Source organism: Micromonospora andamanensis (assembly GCF_016863495.1).
GTDB classification, from domain to species: Bacteria; Actinomycetota; Actinomycetes; order Mycobacteriales; family Micromonosporaceae; genus Micromonospora; species Micromonospora andamanensis.
Window position 1 is genome coordinate 1 of the sequence record NZ_BOOZ01000038.1, and the last position, 21,403, is coordinate 21,403.

Annotated in this window: 20 protein-coding genes; 8 read left to right on the top strand and 12 right to left on the bottom strand. The window is 71.5% G+C overall.

Annotated features, from left to right (window positions below; translation table 11 throughout):
* Window positions 1-54: 54 nt before the first annotated feature.
* Entirely contained in the window at window positions 55-414 is a 360-nt protein-coding gene (locus tag Van01_RS24880) for a VOC family protein (protein ID WP_204012386.1), read from the bottom strand.
* A gap of 158 nt (window positions 415-572) precedes the next feature.
* Here Van01_RS24880 and Van01_RS24885 point away from each other — a divergent pair, with 158 nt between their 5' ends.
* Window positions 573-3,428 carry an aconitate hydratase gene (locus tag Van01_RS24885; protein WP_204012388.1) on the top strand — a complete coding sequence of 952 codons (2,856 nt, stop codon included), beginning with the start codon at window positions 573-575 and terminating at the stop codon, window positions 3,426-3,428.
* Between the two features lie 65 nt (window positions 3,429-3,493).
* On the opposite strand, the gene Van01_RS24890 is transcribed toward Van01_RS24885, so the two are convergent.
* The 5 genes from Van01_RS24890 to Van01_RS24910 all read right to left on the bottom strand — a co-directional run bounded on the left by Van01_RS24890 (window position 3,494) and on the right by Van01_RS24910 (window position 9,246).
* Window positions 3,494-4,090 (bottom strand): GTP-binding protein, encoded by a 597-nt coding sequence (locus Van01_RS24890; RefSeq protein WP_204012390.1) that lies wholly within the window; start codon window positions 4,088-4,090, stop codon window positions 3,494-3,496.
* On the bottom strand, window positions 4,071-4,457 hold the full coding sequence (locus Van01_RS24895) for a DUF742 domain-containing protein (protein ID WP_204012392.1): 387 nt from the start codon (window positions 4,455-4,457) through the stop codon (window positions 4,071-4,073). The genes Van01_RS24890 and Van01_RS24895 overlap by 20 nt, the downstream gene beginning before the upstream one ends.
* Window positions 4,454-4,885 carry a roadblock/LC7 domain-containing protein gene (locus Van01_RS24900; RefSeq protein WP_204012394.1) on the bottom strand — a complete coding sequence of 144 codons (432 nt, stop codon included), beginning with the start codon at window positions 4,883-4,885 and terminating at the stop codon, window positions 4,454-4,456. Before Van01_RS24900 ends, Van01_RS24895 begins: the two co-directional genes overlap by 4 nt.
* 88 nt (window positions 4,886-4,973) lie before the next feature.
* Complete coding sequence (locus Van01_RS24905) at window positions 4,974-7,448, bottom strand: nitrate- and nitrite sensing domain-containing protein (protein WP_204012396.1); 2,475 nt, start codon at window positions 7,446-7,448, stop codon at window positions 4,974-4,976.
* 97 nt (window positions 7,449-7,545) lie between these two features.
* Complete coding sequence (locus Van01_RS24910) at window positions 7,546-9,246, bottom strand: prenyltransferase/squalene oxidase repeat-containing protein (RefSeq protein WP_204012398.1); 1,701 nt, start codon at window positions 9,244-9,246, stop codon at window positions 7,546-7,548.
* 573 nt (window positions 9,247-9,819) lie between these two features.
* Here Van01_RS24910 and Van01_RS24915 point away from each other — a divergent pair.
* Entirely contained in the window at window positions 9,820-10,068 is a 249-nt protein-coding gene (locus Van01_RS24915) for a DUF2630 family protein (protein ID WP_204012400.1), read from the top strand.
* A 124-nt stretch (window positions 10,069-10,192) separates the two neighbouring features.
* Here Van01_RS24915 and Van01_RS24920 read toward each other — a convergent pair whose 3' ends face one another.
* Complete coding sequence (locus Van01_RS24920; RefSeq protein ID WP_204012404.1) at window positions 10,193-11,125, bottom strand: serine protein kinase RIO; 933 nt, start codon at window positions 11,123-11,125, stop codon at window positions 10,193-10,195.
* A 162-nt stretch (window positions 11,126-11,287) separates the two neighbouring features.
* Entirely contained in the window at window positions 11,288-11,932 is a 645-nt protein-coding gene (locus Van01_RS24925) for an HAD family hydrolase (RefSeq protein ID WP_099844858.1), read from the bottom strand.
* 154 nt (window positions 11,933-12,086) lie between these two features.
* Here Van01_RS24925 and Van01_RS24930 point away from each other — a divergent pair, with 154 nt between their 5' ends.
* From Van01_RS24930 to mug, 6 genes are all read left to right on the top strand, one after another.
* The gene (locus Van01_RS24930; protein ID WP_099844857.1) at window positions 12,087-12,659 is read left to right on the top strand and encodes a TetR/AcrR family transcriptional regulator; all 573 of its coding nucleotides are present in this window, start codon (window positions 12,087-12,089) and stop codon (window positions 12,657-12,659) included.
* Window positions 12,660-12,761: 102 nt separating this feature from the next.
* Window positions 12,762-13,691 carry a TIGR04222 domain-containing membrane protein gene (locus tag Van01_RS24935; protein ID WP_204012406.1) on the top strand — a complete coding sequence of 310 codons (930 nt, stop codon included), beginning with the start codon at window positions 12,762-12,764 and terminating at the stop codon, window positions 13,689-13,691.
* The gene (locus Van01_RS24940; protein WP_204012409.1) at window positions 13,688-14,506 is read left to right on the top strand and encodes an MbnB/TglH/ChrH family RiPP precursor modification enzyme; all 819 of its coding nucleotides are present in this window, start codon (window positions 13,688-13,690) and stop codon (window positions 14,504-14,506) included. The genes Van01_RS24935 and Van01_RS24940 overlap by 4 nt, the downstream gene beginning before the upstream one ends.
* The gene (locus tag Van01_RS24945) at window positions 14,503-15,003 is read left to right on the top strand and encodes an SCO6045 C-terminal-like domain-containing protein (protein WP_204012412.1); all 501 of its coding nucleotides are present in this window, start codon (window positions 14,503-14,505) and stop codon (window positions 15,001-15,003) included. The genes Van01_RS24940 and Van01_RS24945 overlap by 4 nt, the downstream gene beginning before the upstream one ends.
* 65 nt (window positions 15,004-15,068) lie before the next feature.
* Window positions 15,069-15,830, top strand: a complete 762-nt coding sequence (locus Van01_RS24950; protein ID WP_204012415.1) for an SDR family oxidoreductase — start codon at window positions 15,069-15,071, stop codon at window positions 15,828-15,830.
* Window positions 15,827-16,465, top strand: coding sequence for a G/U mismatch-specific DNA glycosylase (gene mug / locus Van01_RS24955; RefSeq protein ID WP_204012418.1), 639 nt, complete (start codon window positions 15,827-15,829; stop codon window positions 16,463-16,465). The genes Van01_RS24950 and mug overlap by 4 nt, the downstream gene beginning before the upstream one ends.
* Before the next feature lie 37 nt (window positions 16,466-16,502).
* Here the strand turns inward: mug and Van01_RS24960 are convergent, their stop codons facing one another.
* From Van01_RS24960 to Van01_RS24975, 4 genes are all read right to left on the bottom strand, one after another.
* Complete coding sequence (locus Van01_RS24960; RefSeq protein WP_204012540.1) at window positions 16,503-18,479, bottom strand: ABC transporter ATP-binding protein; 1,977 nt, start codon at window positions 18,477-18,479, stop codon at window positions 16,503-16,505.
* Between the two features lie 110 nt (window positions 18,480-18,589).
* The gene (locus Van01_RS24965; protein ID WP_204012421.1) at window positions 18,590-19,357 is read right to left on the bottom strand and encodes an enoyl-CoA hydratase/isomerase family protein; all 768 of its coding nucleotides are present in this window, start codon (window positions 19,355-19,357) and stop codon (window positions 18,590-18,592) included.
* A 58-nt stretch (window positions 19,358-19,415) separates the two neighbouring features.
* Window positions 19,416-19,643 carry a helix-turn-helix domain-containing protein gene (locus tag Van01_RS24970; RefSeq protein ID WP_007072022.1) on the bottom strand — a complete coding sequence of 76 codons (228 nt, stop codon included), beginning with the start codon at window positions 19,641-19,643 and terminating at the stop codon, window positions 19,416-19,418.
* Between the two features lie 146 nt (window positions 19,644-19,789).
* Window positions 19,790-21,394 (bottom strand): ABC-F family ATP-binding cassette domain-containing protein, encoded by a 1,605-nt coding sequence (locus Van01_RS24975; protein WP_099844850.1) that lies wholly within the window; start codon window positions 21,392-21,394, stop codon window positions 19,790-19,792.
* Between the last annotated feature and the right edge of the window lie 9 nt (window positions 21,395-21,403).

A 21,403-nucleotide genomic window follows, 5' to 3' on the forward strand; every position in this document is an offset into this window, starting at 1 on the left:
GATGTTGCTGCCTTCGGCCAGGGTGCCCACCCCCGTGCGGTAACCGGGGAGGGGTCAGTGGGTGGTCGGGGTGAGGAACTCCAGGCGGTTGCCGTGGGGGTCGTGGGTGTGGAAGCGACGCAGCCCGGGCAGTTCGTCGTCTCCCCAGGTGACCGGACAGCCCGCGGCGTCCAGCCGGGCGGCGAGGGTGTCGAGGTCGGGCCGCAGCAGGGCGGGGTGCGCCTTGCGGGCCGGGCGGAAGTCGTCCTCCACACCCAGGTGCAGTTCGGCGCCGTAGCCACGGAACCAGCAACCACCGCGGGCGGCGAGGGCGGACGGCTTGGCCAGCTCGGTGAGGCCGAGGATGTCGACGTAGAAAGCCCGCGACAGGTCCTCCGAGCCTCGAGGACAGGCGAGCTGTACGTGGTGGATCATGGGTGCACCTCCCGGCCTCACGATGACACCGGGTTGCGTGAATAGCAAGACGGACGTACGGTTTTGTTGACGGCCAGGATCGGCGGTAAGTGTTGCCTAACCACGGCGGCACTCCGACCGGTGCGAAAGACTGCTCAGGACTACTCACGGTCGCTGGTGTGAAGGAGTACGACGTGGCGAGCCTCGACACCTTCGGTGCGAAGACCCAGCTACGCGTCGGAGACGCGAGCTACGAAATTTTCAAGATCAGCCAGGTGGAGGGGCAGGAACGGCTCCCCTACAGCCTGAAGATCCTGCTGGAGAACCTGCTGCGGACCGAGGACGGCGCGAACATCACCGCCGAACACATCCGCCAGCTCGGTGCGTGGGACCCGACCGCGGACCCGAACGTCGAGATCCAGTTCACCCCGGCCCGGGTGCTGATGCAGGACTTCACCGGCGTACCCTGCGTGGTCGACCTGGCCACCATGCGTGAGGCCGTCCGCGAGCTCGGCGGCGACCCGACCAAGGTGAACCCGCTCGCCCCCGCCGAGCTGGTCATCGACCACTCCGTCATCGCCGACCTGTTCGGCCGCGAGGACGCCTTCGAGCGCAACGTCGAGCTGGAGTACGCCCGCAACAAGGAGCGGTACCAGTTCCTGCGCTGGGGCCAGAGCGCGTTCAACGAGTTCAAGGTGGTCCCGCCGGGCACCGGCATCGTGCACCAGGTCAACATCGAGTACCTGGCCCGCACGGTGATGGAGCGCAACGGCCAGGCGTACCCGGACACGGTCGTCGGCACCGACTCGCACACCACGATGGTCAACGGCCTGGGCGTGCTCGGCTGGGGCGTCGGCGGCATCGAGGCCGAGGCCGCCATGCTCGGCCAGCCGGTCAGCATGCTGATCCCACGGGTCGTCGGCTTCAAGCTCTCCGGCGAGATGCCGGCCGGCACCACCGCCACCGACCTCGTCCTCACCATCACCGAGATGCTGCGCAAGCACGGCGTGGTCGGTAAGTTCGTCGAGTTCTACGGTCCCGGTGTGAGCGCGGTGCCGCTGGCCAACCGGGCCACCATCGGCAACATGTCCCCGGAGTACGGCTCCACCGTCGCGATCTTCCCGATCGACGCCGAGACCGTCCGTTACCTGGAGCTGACCGGCCGCGACCCGCAGCAGGTCGCCCTGGTCGAGGCGTACGCCAAGGAGCAGGGCCTCTGGCACGACCCGGCTCACGAGCCGGCGTACTCCGAGCACCTGGAACTCGACCTGGGCACGATCGAGCCCTCACTCGCCGGGCCGAAGCGCCCGCAGGACCGGGTGCCGCTCGGCAACGCCAAGACCCTGTTCCGTTCCGCGCTCACCGACTATGTGTCCGCCGACGAGACCGGCGGCGACCCGGGTCGCACGCCGGGCGTCCCGCAGCAGGAGCAGCCGTACGGGGTGACCGGCCACGCGGACGAGGCCAGCGCCGAGTCGTTCCCGGCCAGCGACGCCCCCGCCAACGGGGTCAACGACCCGGCCGACGCGCCCCGCGACCTGGTCAACGCCGCCGTGGGCTCCGGCGGACGGGCCAGCAACCCGATCCGGGTCACCGGCGCCGACGGCACCGAGTTCGAGCTGGACCACGGCGCGGTGGTGATCGCCGCGATCACCTCCTGCACCAACACCTCGAACCCGCAGGTGATGATCGGTGCGGCGCTGCTCGCCCGCAACGCCGTGGACAAGGGCCTGAACCGCAAGCCGTGGGTGAAGACCACCCTCGCGCCCGGCTCCAAGGTCGTCATGGACTACTACGAGCGGGCCGGTCTCACGCCGTACCTGGAGAAGCTCGGCTTCCACCTGGTCGGCTACGGCTGCACCACCTGCATCGGCAACTCCGGCCCGCTGCCGGAGGAGATCTCCGCCGCGGTGAACGAGGCCGACCTCGCGGTCGTCTCGGTGCTCTCCGGCAACCGCAACTTCGAGGGCCGGATCAACCCGGACGTGAAGATGAACTACCTGGCGTCCCCGCCGCTGGTGGTGGCGTACGCCCTCGCCGGCACGATGGACATCGACCTGGCCAACGAGCCGCTCGGTGAGGACAGCGAGGGCAACCCGGTCTTCCTCCGCGACATCTGGCCGAGCACCTCCGAGATCCAGGACGTGATCGCCTCCGCGATCGGCGCCACCGGCTTCAGCGCCGCGTACGCCGACGTCTTCGCCGGCGACGAGCGCTGGCAGTCGCTGCCGACCCCCACCGGGGACACCTTCGCCTGGGACGGCGACTCCACCTACGTCCGCAAGCCCCCGTACTTCGAGGGCATGCGGCAGCAGCCGCAGCCGGTGACCGACATCGCCGGCGCCCGGGTGCTGGCCAAGCTCGGCGACTCGGTGACCACCGACCACATCTCGCCGGCCGGTTCCATCAAGGCCGACTCCCCGGCCGGGACGTACCTCGCCGAGCACGGCGTGCCCCGCCACGAGTTCAACTCCTACGGTTCCCGCCGGGGCAACCACGAGGTGATGATCCGGGGCACCTTCGCCAACATCCGGCTGCGCAACCAGCTGGTCCCCGGGGTGGAGGGCGGCTTCACGGTCAACCACCTCACCGGTGAGCAGACCTCGATCTACGACGCCTCCATGGCGTACCAGGAGGCGGGGGTGCCGCTGGTCATCCTGGCCGGCAAGGAGTACGGTTCCGGCTCGTCGCGGGACTGGGCGGCCAAGGGCACCATGCTGCTCGGCGTGCAGGCGGTCATCGCCGAGTCGTACGAGCGGATCCACCGCTCCAACCTGATCGGCATGGGCGTGCTGCCGTTGCAGTTCCCCGCCGGCGAGACCGCGGAGTCGCTGGGGCTGACCGGCACCGAGACGTTCACCATCACCGGGGTGACAGCTCTCAACGACGGCGACACCCCGCGCACGGTGAAGGTCGCCACCGACGGCGGCGTGGAGTTCGACGCGGTGGTCCGGATCGACACCCCGGGCGAGGCGGACTACTACCGGCACGGCGGCATCCTGCAGTACGTGCTGCGGCGCATGATCGCCAACTGACCGGAACGCGGTGAGGGCTCCCACCCCGGCGGGGTGGGAGCCCTCAGTCGTGTGGTGCTGCCACCTCACCCGGCGCGACGCGCCTCACGGATCTTCATGGCGTGCTCGACAAGCATGATGAGCGCCTGCTTGACCGACTCCCGCTGCCGAGCGTCGCAGAGCAGCACCGGCACCTCGGGGTCGAGGTTCAACGCCGCCTGCACCTCGTCGAGCCGGTACCGCCGGGCTCCCTCGAAGCAGTTGACCGCGACGACGAACGGTGTCCCCCGACCCTCGAAGTAGTCGATGGATGGGAAACAGTCCGCCAGCCGACGGGTGTCGGCCAGCACCACCGCGCCGATCGCGCCGAGTGCCAACTCGTCCCAGACGAACCAGAACCGGTCCTGGCCCGGGGTGCCGAACAGGTACAGCACCAGGTCGTCGCTGATGGTGATCCGACCGAAGTCCATCGCGACGGTGGTGGTCCGCTTCGCCTCGATGCCGGCAAGGTCGTCGATGCCCACCCCCGATTCGGTGAGCACCTCCTCGGTCCGCAGCGGGCGGGTCTCACTCACCGCACCGACCATCGTGGTCTTGCCCACCCCGAAGCCGCCGGCGATCAGAATCTTGATCGCTGTGGGCAGCGCGGCGCCCGGCGGCCGTTCAGAGTGCCCGTAGTCCATTGATAACCGCCTCGAAGATGCTGTACTCGGGTAGTTCGACTGTGGGGTGCGGCTCGCGGATGCGTACCAGGTTGCGCGCCACCAGATCGCCGAGCAGGACCCGTACGGTGCCCACCGGCAGGTCCAGGTGTGCCGCGATCTCGGCGACGGACTGCACCCGCTGGCACAGACCGACGATCGCCAGGTGCTCCGGACCCAGGCCGACCTCCGCAGGGACGTCCCCGCGGGTGGCCGTCACCAGGGAGATCAGATCGAACCTGCCGGTGACCGGACGGGCCCGGCCGCCGGTCACCGCGTACGGACGAACCACCGGACCAGCGTGGTCGTCAATCCACTGGTGGCCGACGGCGTCTCCCTGACCTGTCATCCGGGTAACGTCTCCCCGTCGGTCTGCTCGGCTGACCGTGCCGGTGACGCGACGTACCTGCCGACCCGGGTGACAAGCATGGCCATCTCGTAGGCGATCAGGCCGACGTCGGCGTCCTCAGTTGCCAGCACCGCCAGGCAGGCGTTGCGGCCGGCGGCTGTGACGAACAGGAACGACGATCGCATCTCGATGATCGTCTGCTGCACCTGCCCGCCGCCGAACCGCTTACCAGCGCCCCGGGCCAGGCTCTGGATGCCGGCCGCCATCGCCGCCAGGTGCTCGCCGTCGTCGCGGCTGAGCCCCTGCGACGAGGCCATCAGCAGTCCGTCGGCGGACAGCGCGACCGCGTGCTCGGCCTGCTTGACCCGGCCGACCAGATCATCCAGCAACCACGTCAGGTCGGCACTCGAAGCCGTCTTCTGCGCCACTTCGTCGTCCTCTTCTCCCCCGGCTCATCGCCGTGCTCTCTCGTGGGCCTGACCGTCTCCACCCGGCTCGCCGGGTGACGCACCCTGGTCAGGTCGCCTGTTGATCGGCGTCGTCGGACTCATCGTCGGGCCCGGGCCGACCGCCAGAACCGAGCAGCCGTGCGGCGTCGGAGCGTCCCCGCCGGGTGCCGGTCTGGTACGAACTCATCATGCGCCGAACCTGTTCGGGCTCGCGGATCACGTCGTCGTCCGCCTGCACCGCCTCGGGCTCGGCGCGCAGTGCCGGTGCCAGGCTCGCCTGGCGTACCCGGACCGGCAGGCCCGACTCGGTGTGGCTCACCTCGATCTCGGCAGCCGTGGGGCCGCCCGCCTCGGCCGGGGTCACCTGTCGTGCCGGCTGGCCCGGGGCGGGGTTGACGTCGGGCCCTCCACCGGCACCGGTAGCTGGGCCGGGCCCGCTCGGCCGGTGCGGCGGTGACGGCATGCCGTCGCCGGACGCGGAGGTGACCGGCAGACCGAACGGGAAGGTCGGTCCGTCAAGCGCTGAGGAATGCCCGGAGTCACGCCGAGACCTGGTCGGCAACTCGGACCCGTCGGCCTCGTCACCGGCCGTGGGCTGGGCCGGGGTCGGTGACTGCCGATCGGTTCCGACCACGCCGCCGTCGCCCGTCGAGTGCGACTCGGCCTCGTCCGAAACGATAAGCGTGCTCGGGATCAACACCACAGCTGTCGTTCCGCCGTACACGGACTCCCTGAGCCGGACCCGCACGCCGTGCCGCTCGGCCAACCGGCTCACCACGTAGAGGCCCAGCCGGGCGGCGTCGGCGGGGTTCAGCTCGGGACGGTCCACGATGCGGTGGTTGGCGGCGGCGAGATCCTCCCCGGTCATCCCCAGACCGCGGTCCTCGATCTCGATGGCGAAGCCGTTGGCGACAAGCTGTCCGCGTACCTCGACAGTGGTGTGCGGCGGGGAGAACGAGAGTCCGTTCTCGATCAGTTCGGCGAGCAGGTGGATGACGTCGCCGACAGCCTCCCCGGCAAGTGACGCCCCGCCCATCGCCGGCACGGTGACGCGAGCGTAGTCCTCGACCTCACCGACCGCGCCGCGAACCACGTCCGTCATCGGGACGGCGCGACGCCAGGCCCGGCCGGGCGTGGCGCCGGCGAGCACGATCAGGTTCTCCGCGTTGCGTCGCATCCGGGCGGCCAGGTGGTCGACGCGGAACAGGTCGGTCAACTCCTCGGCGTCCCGCTCGCGTCGCTCCAGCGCGTCGAGCAGGGCGAGCTGTCGATGCACAAGTGCCTGGGTACGCCGGGCCAGGCTCAGGAACACCTCGCGTACACCGCGGCGCAGCTCGGCCTGTTCGACAGCGGTACGGACGGCAGTCTCCTGCACCACGGTGAAGGCCCGGCCCACCCGGCCGATCTCGTCGTCGCCGAATCGCAGCGGCGGTGCCTCCTCGGCGATGTCCACCTGCTCACCGCGCCCGAGCCGATCGGCCACGCTCGGCAGCCGGTCGTTGGCGAGCTGGAGCGCGGCCTCGCGCAGGCGCCGCAGGCGCCGTACCAGAGATCGTGCCGTGGTGACCGAGAGGACCACCGCGGCGATGACCGCGAGCAGACCGAGACCGGCGGCCAGCACCAACCGTACGATGACACCCACCGCGACCGGCGCGGCCTTCGTGACGACGTCGTCGCCGCCGGCCAGCACCACGTCACCGATCTCGATCAGGGCCGCACCCGTGGTGTCGGACCACTCATCGGCCGAGAACGGCGGTCGGGAGGTGCCGTTGCCTGTCGAGATCTGGTTCTCCAGGTCGGCCAGCCGCCGGAAGTTCGCCCCGGCGACCATCTGCTCGTAGCGGCGCTGATCCGCCTCGGGCAGCCGGACGATCGCCTGCTCGGCGACGAACTGGCGGGCACCGACCAGCCGGGTGAACTCGGCCCGCTCGACCGCGGTGATCCGTCTCGCGGCGAGCACGCCGGCCAGCAGAGCGTCCTGCTGGGACAGCAGCTCCCGGGATCGGCTGAGCCGGATCAGTTGGCTGCTGTCCTCGGCGACCTGATCGTCGTCGAGATTGCCGAGCTCGTCGTACACCTCGTAGATCGACTCGATGAGCTCGGTGAAGGTCGCACCGGCCTCGCCACGGCCGATGTTGCGCCCGTCGACGGCGGTCCGCGTGTCCGCCAGCGCGGCCAGTTGCCGCTTCAGCTCCGCGACGCGCTCGTGCAGGCCGTCGCTGCCGAGCAGGCCGACCTGCCAGTTCTCGGACGACTCGGCGAACTCGGCGGCCAGTTGGTCGGTGCGTTCCCGCAGCCGCGTCAGCTTCTCCAGTTGTGCCTCGTCCGGGCGTCCGAGGTGGACGAGCGAGGTGCGCCGTTCCAACTGCAACTGCAACAGCAGCGGCTCGGTGGGATCGAACACCCGCTCGTCGAGTACCCGCACGCCCACCAGGTCGACGCCATTTCGGACGGTGACCCAGGCGGTGAAACCCCAGAGCGCCACCAACAGGGCCAGCAGGGCCACCACCTTGGTGCGAAGATTCGTACCGCGGGAACCCATCACACCGTCCATGGCCCTGAGTTCGTTGATCGGTCAGTCAGGATGCGTCGCACAGCACACCGACCCCGGCGCAACCTAACAGCGTCACCGCGTCAACTCAAGCCTCATGATCATGCCCTGGTCGGCCCGGATCACCCGCCACGGGTACACCTTCCGACGGCGGCCCGGCGACCTCGACAGCCAGGCGTCGGGCCGCCAACACCGCCGCCCGCACGATGAGCAACGGCGCGTACAGATCCTTGTCGTGCCAGAGCGGAGGGTGGTCGTTGCCGTCGGTGCTCAGGTGCGGCAGTGCCCGCCGCACGGCCGGTGGCACGTCGGGCCGGCTCCGCTGGCCGGTGGCGAGCAGGATCTGCACCGCGTAGGCGGTCTCCTCGGCCGTGCTCCCCCAGCGGCCCCAGCCACCGTCGGCGCGTTGCGTCGCCAACACCCAGTCCACTGCCCGGTCGACGGCTCCGCTCACGGTACCGGGTGGCGCGTAGCCAGCCAGGGCCAGCACCACGCAGCAGGTGGCGTAGTACGGCGAGGCGTGCCACCGGTCCACCCAGTGCCCGTCGCGCTGCTGCCGGTCGGACAGCCAGTCCGCAAGTGCCGCCACCCGGGCCGCGTACCGGCCGGTACCGTCGCGGGTGTGTCGGGCGTGCCAGCCCAGCGCCTCCAACACGTGCGCGTTCGTGGTGACCGAGTGCCCGTCCTCTCCCCGCCAGGTGCAGAAGTGGCTGCCCAGGTCGTAGTGGGCCAGGCTGACCGGCTCCACCGGCCGCCCCAACCGGGCGAGGGCGTACAGCACCACCGAGGTGGTGTCGGCGTCGGCGGGCAGCCCGGGGCCGGTCGCCGCGCCGGTCGGTCCGAGCGCGTCCGCCAACTCGGCCACCAGTCCCGGCGAGGGCCGGACCGGCAGGCCCACCCGGGCGAGCGTGGCCAGGGTCCAGGACCGCTCGAAGGCGGTGATCGGGGTGCAGCAGGGCACCGGACCGCCGTGCCGGGCCACCACGTCGTGGAGGTACGTCCGGGCGGCCCGGTCGGCGGCGGGACGGTGGCCCAGCCAGGCCGCCGTGGCCGCCGGTGACGCGCCTACCGCTCCGGCCACCGGGCGGACCTCGGGGCGGTTGGCGGCGGCCGGTCCCAGCACCTCGTAGGCGTGCCACAGCTTGTCGGGCACCTGCCGGTCGGTGACGAGCAGCGCACCTACCGCGTCGAGCCGCCGCCGGTCCACCGGGGGCAGTGCGCGGGGCGCCCCGGTCACCAACGGGTCGTCCAGGTCGTGCAACCGGGCCAGGTGGGTGTCGATCCGGGCCGCCAGGGCGGGCACGATCAGGTCCGCTGCCGGGGTGTCCGGCATGGACTGCTCGGCGTCGATTCGCCGGGCCAGGGCGATCAGTCCGCGGATGGCGGCCACGGCCAGGTCCGCCCGGGTGAGGCCACGGGGCTCGGCCTGGTCGGCCCTGGCCCGGTCGCCGGAGTCGGCCGGATCGGTCCTGAGGTGGCCGCCGGAGTCGGCCGGGTCGAACCGGACCAGGTCGGCCAGCAGCGCCTCCACCGCGCTCGCCGTCGGCACCAGGGCGTAACCGCCGGCGCCACCCCAGGCGCCGTCGGCGCCCTGCTGCCCGAGCAGGTATCCCAGCCGCCGTGCGTGCCCGGTGAGCCACGGCGCGTCCGCGACGAGCCGGCCGGTCTCGTAGACCGAGGTGCTCACCTGTCCGGGTGGTTCCCGTTCGAGTTGCGCGACCAGTTCACCTGTCGCGTCGTCGACGGCGGCCGTCGCCGTGGCCGAGGTGGTGACCGTCGGGGCCGTCACGGCGTACCCCAGCGGCCGGTTGATCTGCTGAAGCCGATCTGCCGGGCCAGGCGGGTGGCGACACTCTGGACTGACATGGCGTGGGTCGGCTCCCCTGAAAGGGCCCCAAGGGTGCGGGGCGTCACTCTTCGAATTGCCGTGGTTGCAATGAGCATGACATCGCACCGGCGTTTCTCACTAGTCGCGTGGCGAGAAATCTTCGCGGTCGACATTCCCACTGTCCACTACAGACCTGAGCGGTCCAGCGTGCCCGCGCCGGCCGCGTTCGGTGCCCTCGGCCGCGTCGCCGCCCTGCCGTACGAGCGCCTTCGCGCCACGATCTGCCTGCCCAGCGCCCATGGGGTCGCCACCAGCGACCGGTGGGGCAGCCCCGGTGGTATCGATCTCCGCCCACACCGCGACCCCGGTCGGACCGATGAGGTGATCTACGTCATGCCGACGGGTTGCGTTCGGCGGCTGTCGATGGCCGCGGCCGACGGGCGGCCCGACCGACCGGGTCCGCAGCGCCGATCCGTGGGATTCGCCGAGGGGAACGAGGGCCGTGGTCGGCCTCGCTGTGCCAGGCTCAGGGACATGGACGACAAGACCATCCTGAACCGGATCTCGGATCTGGTTGACGAGGAGCACCGGCTGCGCGCACAGGCGCAGGCCCACGAGTCGGGCACCGACGACGAGGCCCGCACCCGCCTGCGCGAGCTGGAGGAGTCCCTCGACCAGTGCTGGGACCTGCTGCGCCGCCGCCGCGCCGCCCGGCAGGCTCATGGCGACCCCGAAGCCCAGGGCGCCCGCCCCGTGTCCGAGGTCGAACGGTATCTGCAGTAACTGCCACTCACCCTCAGCCCGCGGTCCGGCCGGTCGGCAGGCGCGCCGCGCGGCCGGGTTGAGCAGGTTCGGTAGCCGCGCGCGGGCTCCGGGCGGCGGTCGCCGTCGCCCGGAGCCCGTCGGATCAGGCCAGGCCGGCCTCGCGGCACAGCATGTCGGTGAGCACCATCGGGTCCGCGAGGTCCGCCGGCAGACCCCGGGCGGTGAACCAGTGGGCGACGATCCGAACATCGCGGGCCAGGAACTCCCGCCCCTGCGGGTTGACCACCACGTCGACCACCTGCGGCAGGTCGATGAGCGCCAGCCGCCCGGCATGCACCAGCAGGTTGTACGGCGACAGGTCGCCGTGGGCGTACCCGGCCCGGGCCAGGACGACGAGCGCGTCGACCAACTGCCCCCACAGTTCACGCAGTTCGGCCGGCGCGGGTCGCAGCTCGGCCAGCCGGGGGGCGGCCGTTCCCTCGTCGGCGTCGCCGAGGAACTCCAGCATCAGCTCGGTGCCCCGCAGCTGCACCGGGTACGGCACCGTGATCGTGCCGTAGCGCCTGCCGATCTCCCAGAGCCGAGTCAGGGCGGCGAACTCCGCCGCCGCCCACTGTCCGGCGATCATCTGCCGGCCGAACGCCGTCCGGCCGGTCATCGCCCGCATCTCACGTGAGCGGCGCACCCGGCGCCCTTCGAGGTACCCCGCGTCGCGGTGGAAGAGCCGGTGCCGAGGGTCCCGGTACCGTTTCGCCGCCAGCAGGCAGGACACGTCGGTGCCGGGAATTCCCCGGCGGACCAGGTGGACGTCGGCCTCCTTGCCGGTCTTGAGCACACCGAGTTCGGTGTCCTTCGCGGCCAGCTCGGTGACCAGCCACTCCGGGTGGGGCGATGGACCGTGCACCGCCTCGTCCCAGGAGGACCAGTTCTCGTCGCTGCCCGGGTCTGACGCGTCGTCGTGGTCGGTGGCGGCGGCGGCCGGCCGACCGCGCTTCAGGAACCGTGGTTCGTCGTCGTCGAAGCGGCGTCCGCCGCGGATACGGCGCTCGGGCGCCGGAAAGTCGTCATCGCGCATGGCGCTGGTAATCCCTTTGTCGAGGTTGTGGGAGGCAGGAAGAGACCTGCGAAGACGGCCATGACCGACCCCCTCTCCTCGACCGGGCGCACACCCGGGTCGCACGATGCGCGGACCATGCTCGTCGGCCAGCTCCGCCCGGGTCAACCGAATTAGCGCGACTCAGGCACCCATGATCTCGGCGATGGCGGCTATCACGCTGTCCACCGTCGCCGTGGGGGCGAACCGGGCGTCGGTCCAGGGACGGCCCCGGTGCAGCCAGACGCTGGGCAGGCCGACGGCAGTGGCGCCGCCGATGTCCGCCTCCGGGCCGTCCCCGACCACCCAGGCGCCACGCAGTGGCATTCTGGCCCGCTGCGCGGCGAGCGCGAAGATGCGGGGGTTGGGCTTGCTGACCCCGGCCTCCTCGGAGATCACCCAGTCGGCGACGTACCGGTCCAGCCCGGTGCGGCGGATCTTGGCGTCCTGCTGCCGGACCGCGCCGTTGCTCACCACGACCGGCATCCAGCCGGCGTCGTCGGCGATCCGCAGGGCGCAGGCCACAAGCGGGTCCAGCCGGGTGAACTCGACGACCCCGTCGTGCAGCTCCTCCACCAGGTCGATGGAGGGGATCCGCAACCGGTAGCGGTCCCGGATCGCGTCCGCCACGTCCCAGCGATCAGTCAATCCGTCAGCGTCGATGGACAGCAGCCATTCGATGTCGTGCGGTGGCGCTCCGATGCCGTCGAGGAAACGCTCTGCCCAGGTGCGGAACGGCCCGGCCCGGTCGAGCAGGGTGTTGTCCAGATCCAGCAGGAGCAGCGGCACTCGGGCACCTTACGGGAATCGGGTACCTCGCCGACAGGGCAGAAGGTTACGCGGTGATGTCAGGCGGGGCCGGATGTCGCACGCGACCCCGGCCGGCAGCACCAAGCCGTACGTACGGTTTGCGTCAGTCGGGGGGAGCTGACACGATCGACACGTGCCCAGAGTAAGTCAGGACCAGCTCGACGCCCGCCGACAGGAGATCCTCGCCGCCGCGCGTGCCTGCTTCGCCCGGCACGGCTACGAGGGCGCGACCGTACGTCGGCTGGAGGAGGCCACCGGCCTGTCCCGAGGCGCGATCTTCCACCACTTCCGGGACAAGGACTCCCTCTTCCTCGCCGTCGCCGAGGACGACGCGGCGACGATGGTCGAGACGGTCGCCCGCAACGGGCTTGTCCAGGTGATGCGTGACCTGCTCGCCCGAGCGGTCTCCCCGGACACCACCGGGTGGCTGGGCAGCCAGTTGGAGGTGTCCCGGCGGCTGCGCACCGACCCGGCCTTCGCCACCCGCTGGGCACAGCGGTCGGCCGCCATCGCCGAGGCGACCCGGGACCGGCTGGCCCGTCAACGGGAGGCCGGCGTGCTCCGCGAGGACGTCCCCATCGACGTGCTGGCTCGCTTCCTCGAACTCGCCTACGACGGTCTGGTGCTGCACCTGGCCATGGGCCGGCCGGCCGGCGACCTGGGCGCCGTGCTCGACCTGGTCGAGGAGGCGGTACGCCGACGCTGATTCCTCAGGTAACGAGAAGATAACTCGACAGTCCGGGCAGCCGGATGCTGGCGTCACCGCTCCACAATGAAGCCGCGTTCCCTCGCGCGACAGGAGCAGGCCATGACGGGTTTCGCTGTCGATTACGACACCTGGGGAGTTCCCAGCTCCACCTTCATCACGCTGTACCTGGTAGCGACGGTGGTCGCCGTCGCCGTGGTGCTCATCCGCCGCCGGGCGCTGCTGGGCGGCCGTGCCGCTCCGCCCGCCGACCAGTTGAGCCCGCAGCAGGTCGCCTACCTCAACGGCGGTGCGGACTTCGCCGTCTGGACCTCGCTGGGCGCGCTGCGCAGCCAGGGCGCGATCGGCGTCGACCCGGCGGGCCTGCTGACCACCGACGGTCCGCTGCCGCCCGCCGTCACCTCACTCGACCGGGCCATCCACTACGCCGCGACGCAGCGCGTCCCGGCCAAGGACGTACGGCGTGCCGAATGGGTCGAGCGCGCCCTCACCGAGCTGCGCGACGGACTTGACAAGCGCGGTCTCGCGATCGGTCCGGACCGCCGGGCCGCCCTGCGCCAGGGTCCGCTGCTGCTTGTCGCGCTGCTGGTGCTCGGGGTCGCCCGGATCATCGCCGGGATCGCCAACGACCGCCCGGTCTGGTACCTCGTGCTCACCGTTCTCGCGCTCGCTGCACTGACCGCCGTGCTGCTCGTCCGGGTACCCCGCCGCACCCGGGCAGCCGAGGCCGCGCTCCGGACACTGCGCCAGCGCAACCGCCACCTCGCACCCGCCGCCAACCCGGCTTACGCCACCTACGGCGCTGCGGGAGCGGGCATGGCTGTCGCTCTCTACGGCACCGCCTCGCTCTGGGCGCTCGATCCGGTCTTCGCTCAGCAGGCTCAGATCCAACGCCACGTGGCCGCCGGTGGCGCGAGCTCCAGCGGAGGGTGCGGCGGCGGCAGCACCGCCGGCGCCGGCGGCTGCGGAGGTGGCAGCAGTTGCGGCGGCGGAGGTGGCGGGGGCTGCGGCGGCGGAGGCTGCGGCGGATGACCACCCCGCACGGCGTGGGCATCGGCTGGCGCCCGGAGATCGCCGGATTCGTCGCCGAGCTGCCCGGTCTACGCTTCGTCGAGGTGATCGCCGAATCGGTACCGACCGCCGGCCCGCCACCGGACGACCTGGTCGAGCTACGCGACCGCGGCGTCACAGTCGTACCCCACGGCGTGCGGCTCTCCCTCGGCGGCGCGGAACCGGTCGACCCGGCCCGGGTCGCCCACCTGGCGGCGGTCGCGCAGCTACTGGCGGCTCCCCTGGTCAGCGAGCACATCGCCTTCGTCCGGGCCGGCGGCCTGGAGGCGGGCCACCTGCTGCCGCTACCGCGCAGCCACGAGGCGGTCGACGCGGTCTGCGCCAACATCGTCCGCGCCCAGGCGGAGCTGCCGGTGCCGATCGCGCTGGAGCCGATCGCCGCCCTGTTCGACTGGCCGGACGACGAACTCGACGAGGCGTCGTTTCTCAACGAGATCATGGAACGCACCGGGGCACTACTGCTGCTCGACGTCGCGAACGTGTACGCCAACGCCCGGAACCGGGGCACCGACCCGCTCGCGCTGCTCGACCGGCTGCCCCTGGAACGGGTGGCGTACCTGCACGTCGCGGGTGGTGCCGAGCGCGGCGGCTTCTACCACGACACACACACCGACCCGATCGGACGCGAGGTGTTGGACCTGCTCGCCGAGCTGTCCGCCCGGCACCGACCACCAGCGGCACTACTGGAACGCGACGGGTACTACCCACCCGCGGCCGAGCTGCGTACCGAACTGGACGCCATCGCCGCCGCCTGCGGCTTCCCGGTGGTGACGTGACACCGGCCGGTACAGGCCCGGCCCGCCGGCCCGAACCGCCGGCCGCGACGACAGCCGGATCGCTAGCCGCGCGGCAGGCGGAGCTGGTAGCGGCCCTGGTGGCCGGTGGTCCGCCGCCGCCCGGCTTCGCTCCCGGCCCGTTGGCCGCCGCCCGCGCCGCGTTGCTGCGCAAGCGGGCCGGTGAGGTCGCCCGGCACTGGCCGCTGCTCGCCGCCGGGCTCGGCCCCGACTGGCCTGCCGCGTTCATCGAATGGGCGGACGGCCGGCCCACCGGCGGCGGGCTGCGCGACGGCTGGGATCTGGCCCGCGCGTTGCACGCCCGCGCCGCCCTGCCGGCACTGGCCGCCGAGGAACTGGCCGTACGAGAGGCGCAGTTCCGCTACGACGGCCACCGGGCACCGCGCCGCCGCCGGTCCCCCGCCCTCGGACGGGCTGGCGGCGCGATCGCCGTCCAGTTCGCCGGTCGGGTACGCCTGCTGCGCCCGACCCGCCCCTGAGCCGGACTCCCGCCTCGGAACCGGGGCCTGTTTCCCGCCGGGCGGGCTGGGGCAGGATCGTCGGCATGGATCTCGGACTTACCGATCGGGTGTACGTGCTCACCGGCGCCTCCCGTGGACTCGGTTACGCCACCGCGCAGTGCCTGGTGGCCGACGGCGCCCGGGTGGTGCTCTCCGCCCGGAACTCCGACGCGGTGCAGGCCGCCGTGGCCGGCCTCGGCGGGCCGGACCAGGCCGTCGGCGTCACCGCCGACCTGGCGGACCCGGCGACACCCGAACGGCTGCTGACCGCCGCACGGCAGCACTTCGGCCGCGTCGACGGTGCCCTGGTCTCCGTCGGCGGACCGCCCGCCGGCAGTGCCGCGTCCGTCGCCGACGAGCAGTGGCGGCAATCCTTCGAGACGGTCTTCCTCGGCAGCGTCCGCACGGTACGAACTGTCGCCGCCGCGCTGCCCGACGGCGGTGCGATCGCCCTGGTGCTCTCCACCTCGGCGCGCGGGCCAGTGCCCGGGCTGGGCATCTCCAACGCCCTACGGCCAGGTCTGGCCGGTGTCGCCAAGGACGTCGCGGACGAGTACGGCCCGCGCGGCGTACGGGTGGTGGGGCTGCTGCCGGGTCGGATCCTGACCGACCGCAACCGGGAACTGTTCGCCGCCACGGGTGACCCCGACCGGGCCCGGGCCGAGGCGGAGGCCGCCATCCCGCTGCGCCGCATCGGTGACCCCGCCGAGTTCGGTCGGGTCGCCGCCTTCGTGCTCTCCCCCGCAGCCAGCTACCTCACCGGCGTCACCGTCCCGGTCGACGGCGGCGCGCTGCGCGGCCTGTGACCGCCGGCAAGCCGCCCCACCCCGAGCGGCGGACCACCGGCGGCGGGTCGACGAAGCCGCGCCGACCGGGCCGCGCGGAGCCGGGACCGTACCCGCGCCCGAGCCGGGAAGAACTGGCCGCGGCGGTCGACAGGACCATCCCGGACGTCATCGGGGTCGGGTTGGAGGTGCTCTTCGTCGGGATCAACCCGGGGCTGTGGTCGGCAGCGACCGGGTTGCATTTCGCCCGCCCCGGCAACCGGTTCTGGCCGGCGCTGCACCGGGGTGGGTTCACGCCACGTCTGCTGCACCCCGGCGAGCAGGACGACCTGCCGGCGCTCGGGCTGGGCATCACCAACATGGTGGCCCGGGCCAGCGCCCGCGCCGACGAGCTGACCGCCGCCGAACTCGTCGACGGCGCGCGACAGCTCACCGACAAGGTGACCCGGTACCGGCCACGCTGGGTCGCTGTGGTCGGGGTGACCGCGTACCGGGTCGGCTTCGCCCGACCGAAGGCGGGGTTCGGGCCACAACCGGAGCAGTTGGCCGGCGCCCCGCTGTGGGTGCTGCCCAACCCCAGCGGCCTGAATGCCCACTACACCCCGCAGACTCTCGGTGCCGCCTTCGCCGAACTCCGCTCGGCCGCCCTCGGGTGAATCTGGCGGGCCGGCTGTCGATCTGAACCAGCAGCCGTCAGTTGGCGGCGGCGGGCGGCATGGCCTCGTCGGCGATGTACTCCCGGGACGGGATGACCACCGGCTCCGGACCTGTGGCGTCGGCGTACGGGGTGGGAGAGTCGGCCACCGCGAACTGGGTGCGGTACAGCTCGGCGTAGAGACCGCCGACGGCGACCAGCTCGTCGTGCCGGCCCCGCTCCACGATCCGACCGTCGTCGAGGACCAGAATCTGGTCGGCGTCCCGGACGGTGGAGAGCCGGTGGGCGATCACCAGAGCGGTGCGCCCGGTAAGCGCCACCGACAGCGCCCGTTGCACAGCCGCCTCACTCTCCGAATCGAGGTGAGCTGTCGCCTCGTCGAGGATCACGATCGACGGCGCCTTGAGCAGCAGCCGGGCGATGGCGATGCGCTGCTTCTCGCCACCGGAGAAGCGGTAGCCGCGCTCCCCGACTGTGGTGTCGAGCCCGTCGGGCAGCGACCTGACCAGATCGGCAACCTGCGCCCCGGCCAGGGCCGCCCACAGCTCGTCGTCGGTGGCCTCCGGCTTGGCGTAGCGCAGATTCTCCGCGATCGTCTCGTGGAACAGGTGCGAATCCTGGGTGACCACACCGATCTCGTCGCGCAGCGAGTCGAGCCGGGCGTCGCGGACGTCGACGCCGCCGACAAGCACCTGCCCGTCGGTGACGTCGTAGATGCGGGAGATCAGCATGGACAGCGTGGACTTACCGGCGCCGGAGGGGCCGACCAGCGCCACCATCTGCCCCGGCTCGACGCTGAACGAGACGCCTTTGAGCACGGGTTCGTTTACCGTACGGTCCAGCGCGGCGACCTCCTCCAGCGAGGCGAGGGAGATCTCGGCGGCGCTCGGGTAGCGGAACCGGACGTCGCGGAACTCGACAGTCCCCGCCCCCGCCGGCACCCGCACCGCGTCGGGCCGTTCCTTGATGCCCGGTTGCAGGTCGAGCACCTCGAAGACCCGGTCGAACGAGACGAGCGCGCTCATCACGTCCACCCGGACGTTGCTCAGCGCGGTGAGCGGACCGTAGAGACGGGTGAGCAGCAACGCGAGTGTCACCACGGTGCCGGCGCTGACCTGGCCGCTGACCGCGAGCCAACCGCCGAGACCGTAGGTCAGCGCCTGGGCCAGCGAGGCCACCAGCAGCATGGCCACGAAGAAGGTCCGCGAGTACATCGCGGAGGTGATGCCGATGTCGCGCACCCGTTCGGCCCGGGCGGCGAAGCGGGCCGCCTCCGCGTCCGGTCGGCCGAAGAGCTTCACCAGCAACGCGCCGGCGACCCCGAACCGCTCGGTCATCGTCGCGTTCATCTTGGCGTCGAGGTTGTACGACTCACGGGTGATCTCGGCCAGCCGCCGGCCCACCCGACGCGCCGGGATGATGAAGACCGGCAGCAGCACCAGTGACAGCGCCGTGATCTGCCAGGACAGGGTCAGCATCACCACGGCGGTGAGGACAAGCTGGATCACGTTGCTGACCACACCCGACAACGTCGAGGTGAACGCCCGCTGGGCCCCCATGACGTCGTTGTTGAGCCGGCTGACCAACGCACCGGTCTGGGTCCGGGTGAAGAACTGCAACGGCATCCGCTGCACGTGGTCGTAGACGCGGGTACGCAGGTCGAGGATGATGCCTTCGCCGATGCGGGCCGAGTACCACCGTTGGGCCAGCGAGAGCAGAGCATCGGCGACCGCGAGCGCGGCGATGAACATGGCCAGCCGGATCACCAGCGCGCCGGCCTCCGCGCCCCCGCGGGTGATCGCGTCGATCACGTCGCCGGCCAGCAGCGGGGTCGCCACCCCGATCACCGCGGCGACGATGACGGTAAGCAGGAAGACGACGATGTCGCGTCGATAGGGGTGGGCGAAGGCCACGATCCGGCGGGCGACACCGCGCTTGAGCCGGTGTGCGGAGATGTCGTCCTGGCTGCGCATCGACCGGAGCATGCTCCAACCGCCCATGCCGCCAGCGGCCATGTGGTTGGACATGCTTACCTCCGGATCAGGACGTCGTACACCGTCGGGTCAATTCTCCCGATGACTACGACAACCACGCGAGTAACCCGGATCTTCCCGAGCGGTCCTTACTATTCTCCCTGGCCGGCGAGGTCCCGCAGCCGTCGCGTCTGCGCCTCCCGCTCGGCGCGCTGCTGCTCGGCGTGGGTACGCCCGGCAGCTCCGGCGAGCAGCGCCTTGATCTCGACGACCGCGTCCCGGTTGTGGGCGAGCAGCCCGGCGGTCAGGTCACGCACCGCGTCGTCCAACTCCCCGGCGGGCACCACCAGGGTGGCCAGCCCGATCCGGTCGGCCTCCGCGGCGTCCATCCGCCGCCCGGTGGTGCAGATCTCCAACGCCCGGGCGTAACCGACCAACTCGACCAGACGCTTGGTGCCGGCCAGGTCAGGGACCAGCCCCAAGGTCACCTCGGCCATGGCGAACTTCGCGTCCTCGGCCAGGACCCGCAGGTCGCAGGCGAGGGCGAGCTGGAAACCGGCGCCGATGGCGTGCCCCTGCACCGCGGCGATCGAGATGACGTCGGGCCGGTGCAGCCAGGTGAAACCACCCTGATAGTCGGCGATCTTGTCGGCGCACTCCTGCTCCGGCAGGGTGGTCAGCTCGGCGAAGGAGCCGGGCCCGGAGGCGCCGGCCACCGACAGGTCGAGGCCGGCGGAGAAGGCTCGCCCCTCGCCGCGTACCACGACCACCCGCACGTCACCGGGAAGCTCCCGGGAGAAGTCGCTCATCGCGCGCCACATCGCCGGGGTCTGCGCGTTGAGCACGTCGGGCCGGCACAGGGTGACCGTGGCGACCGGCCCGTCGCATTCCAGCCGGACCCCGGTCGCCTCGGCGGTCACCGGGCGGCCCGGGTCGCGGTGGTGGTGGCGGTGCTGCTGGACAACGCTGACGGGCGGGTCACGCCTTCTTGCGACGCCGGGCGCCGCCGCGCTGCCGCAGCTGCACCCCGGACTCGGTGAGCACGCGGTGGATGAACCCGTACGATCGCCCGGTCGAGGCCGCGAGCGCCCGGATGCTCTCGCCCCCGGTGTACCGCTTGACGAGGTCCTTGGCGAGCGTCTGACGCTCGGCTCCGACGATCCGGCGACCCTTCTCAGTGCTGGTGGCTGTGCCAGTGGCTGCCATGCTGTGTCCTCACGTCCCAGACTGTGCGGTTCGGATACGGTCCCACCTATTAGACCGTCTCGAACGATCATGCGCCAGATATCAACTATTCGCCAACCGACACGCTATGCAATGTCAGCTTCCCGATAGGTGACACCGTGGGCCGGTCAGGCCAACTCGACGAGTTCCAGCAGGTCGTCGCTCCAGGCGTCCTCGTCACCGTCGGGCAGCAGGATCGCCCGGTCCGGCTTGAGCGCGAGGACCGCCCCCGGATCGTGCGTGACCAGCACGATCGCCCCCGGATAGCGGGCGATGGCGTCGAGCACCTGCTCCCGGCTGACCGGGTCCAGGTTGTTCGTCGGCTCATCGAGCAGCAGCACGTTGGCACCGGAACAGACAAGGGTGGACAGGGCCAGTCGGGTCTTCTCCCCGCCGGAGAGGACCCCGGCGGGCTTGTCCACGTCCTCGCCGGAGAAGAGGAAGGCACCCAGGATCTTCCGCAGTTCGGTGTCGGTCTGCTCGACCGCGGCGGCCCGCATGTTCTCCAGCACCGTCCGCTCCACATCAAGCGTCTCGTGCTCCTGAGCGTAGTAACCCAGTCGCAGGCCGTGACCGGGGCGTACCTCGCCGGTGTCCGGCTCCAGCAGACCGCCGAGCATCCGCAGCAGCGTGGTCTTGCCGGCACCGTTGAGCCCGAGGATGGCCACCCGGGAACCTCGGTCCACCGCCACGTTCACGTCCGTGAAGATCTCCAACGAACCGTACGACTTGGACAGGCCGGTCGCGGTGAGCGGGGTCTTGCCGCACGGCGCGGGTGCGGGGAAGCGCACCTTGGCTACCTTGTCGGCGACGCGGACCTCCTCCAGGCCGGACATCAGCCGTTCAGCACGGCGGGCCATGTTCTGCGCGGCGACCGTCTTGGTGGCCTTGGCCCGCATCTTGTCGGCCTGGGCCATCAGCGCGCCGGCCTTCTTCTCGGCGTTGGCCCGCTCCCGACGGCGACGACGCTCGTCGGTCTCCCGAGCCTCCAGGTACGCCTTCCAACCCAGGTTGTATACGTCGACCACGCTGCGGGTGGCGTCCAGGAACCACACCTTGTTGACCACCGACTCCAGCAGGTCACCGTCGTGGGAGATCACGATCAACCCGCCCTTGTGGTTGGCGAGGAAACCCCGCAACCAGGTGATCGAGTCGGCGTCCAGGTGGTTCGTGGGCTCGTCCAGCAGCAGGATGCCGCCGCCGTTCTCGCCCGCGTCCCGGAACAGGATCCGGGCCAGCTCGATGCGCCGCCGTTGACCGCCGGAAAGGGTGCCGATGGTCTGCGCCAGAGCCCGGTCGGGCAGCCCCAGGTTGGCACAGATACGGGCCGCCTCGGCCTCCGCCGCGTACCCGCCGAGCGCGGCGAACTGGTCCTCGAGCGCGCCGTAGCGGCGTACCAGGCGCTCGTCGCTGTCCTCGGCGAGCCGAGCCTCCAGTTCCTTCATCCCGGCCATCAGCGCGTCCAGGCCGCGGGCGGAGAGCACCCGGTCGCGGCCGGTGACGTCCAGATCGCCGGTACGCGGATCCTGCGGCAGGTAACCGACGGCGCTACGCCTGTCGACCTGACCGGCGTACGGCTGGCCCTCCCCGGCGAGCACCTTCAGCGTGGTGGTCTTGCCGGCGCCGTTGCGCCCGACCAGGCCGATCCGGTCACCGGGCTGCACCCGCAGCGTGGTGTCGGACAGCAGGATCCGGGCTCCGGCGCGCAGTTCCAGGCCGGTGGCAGTGATCATTTCCAGGTA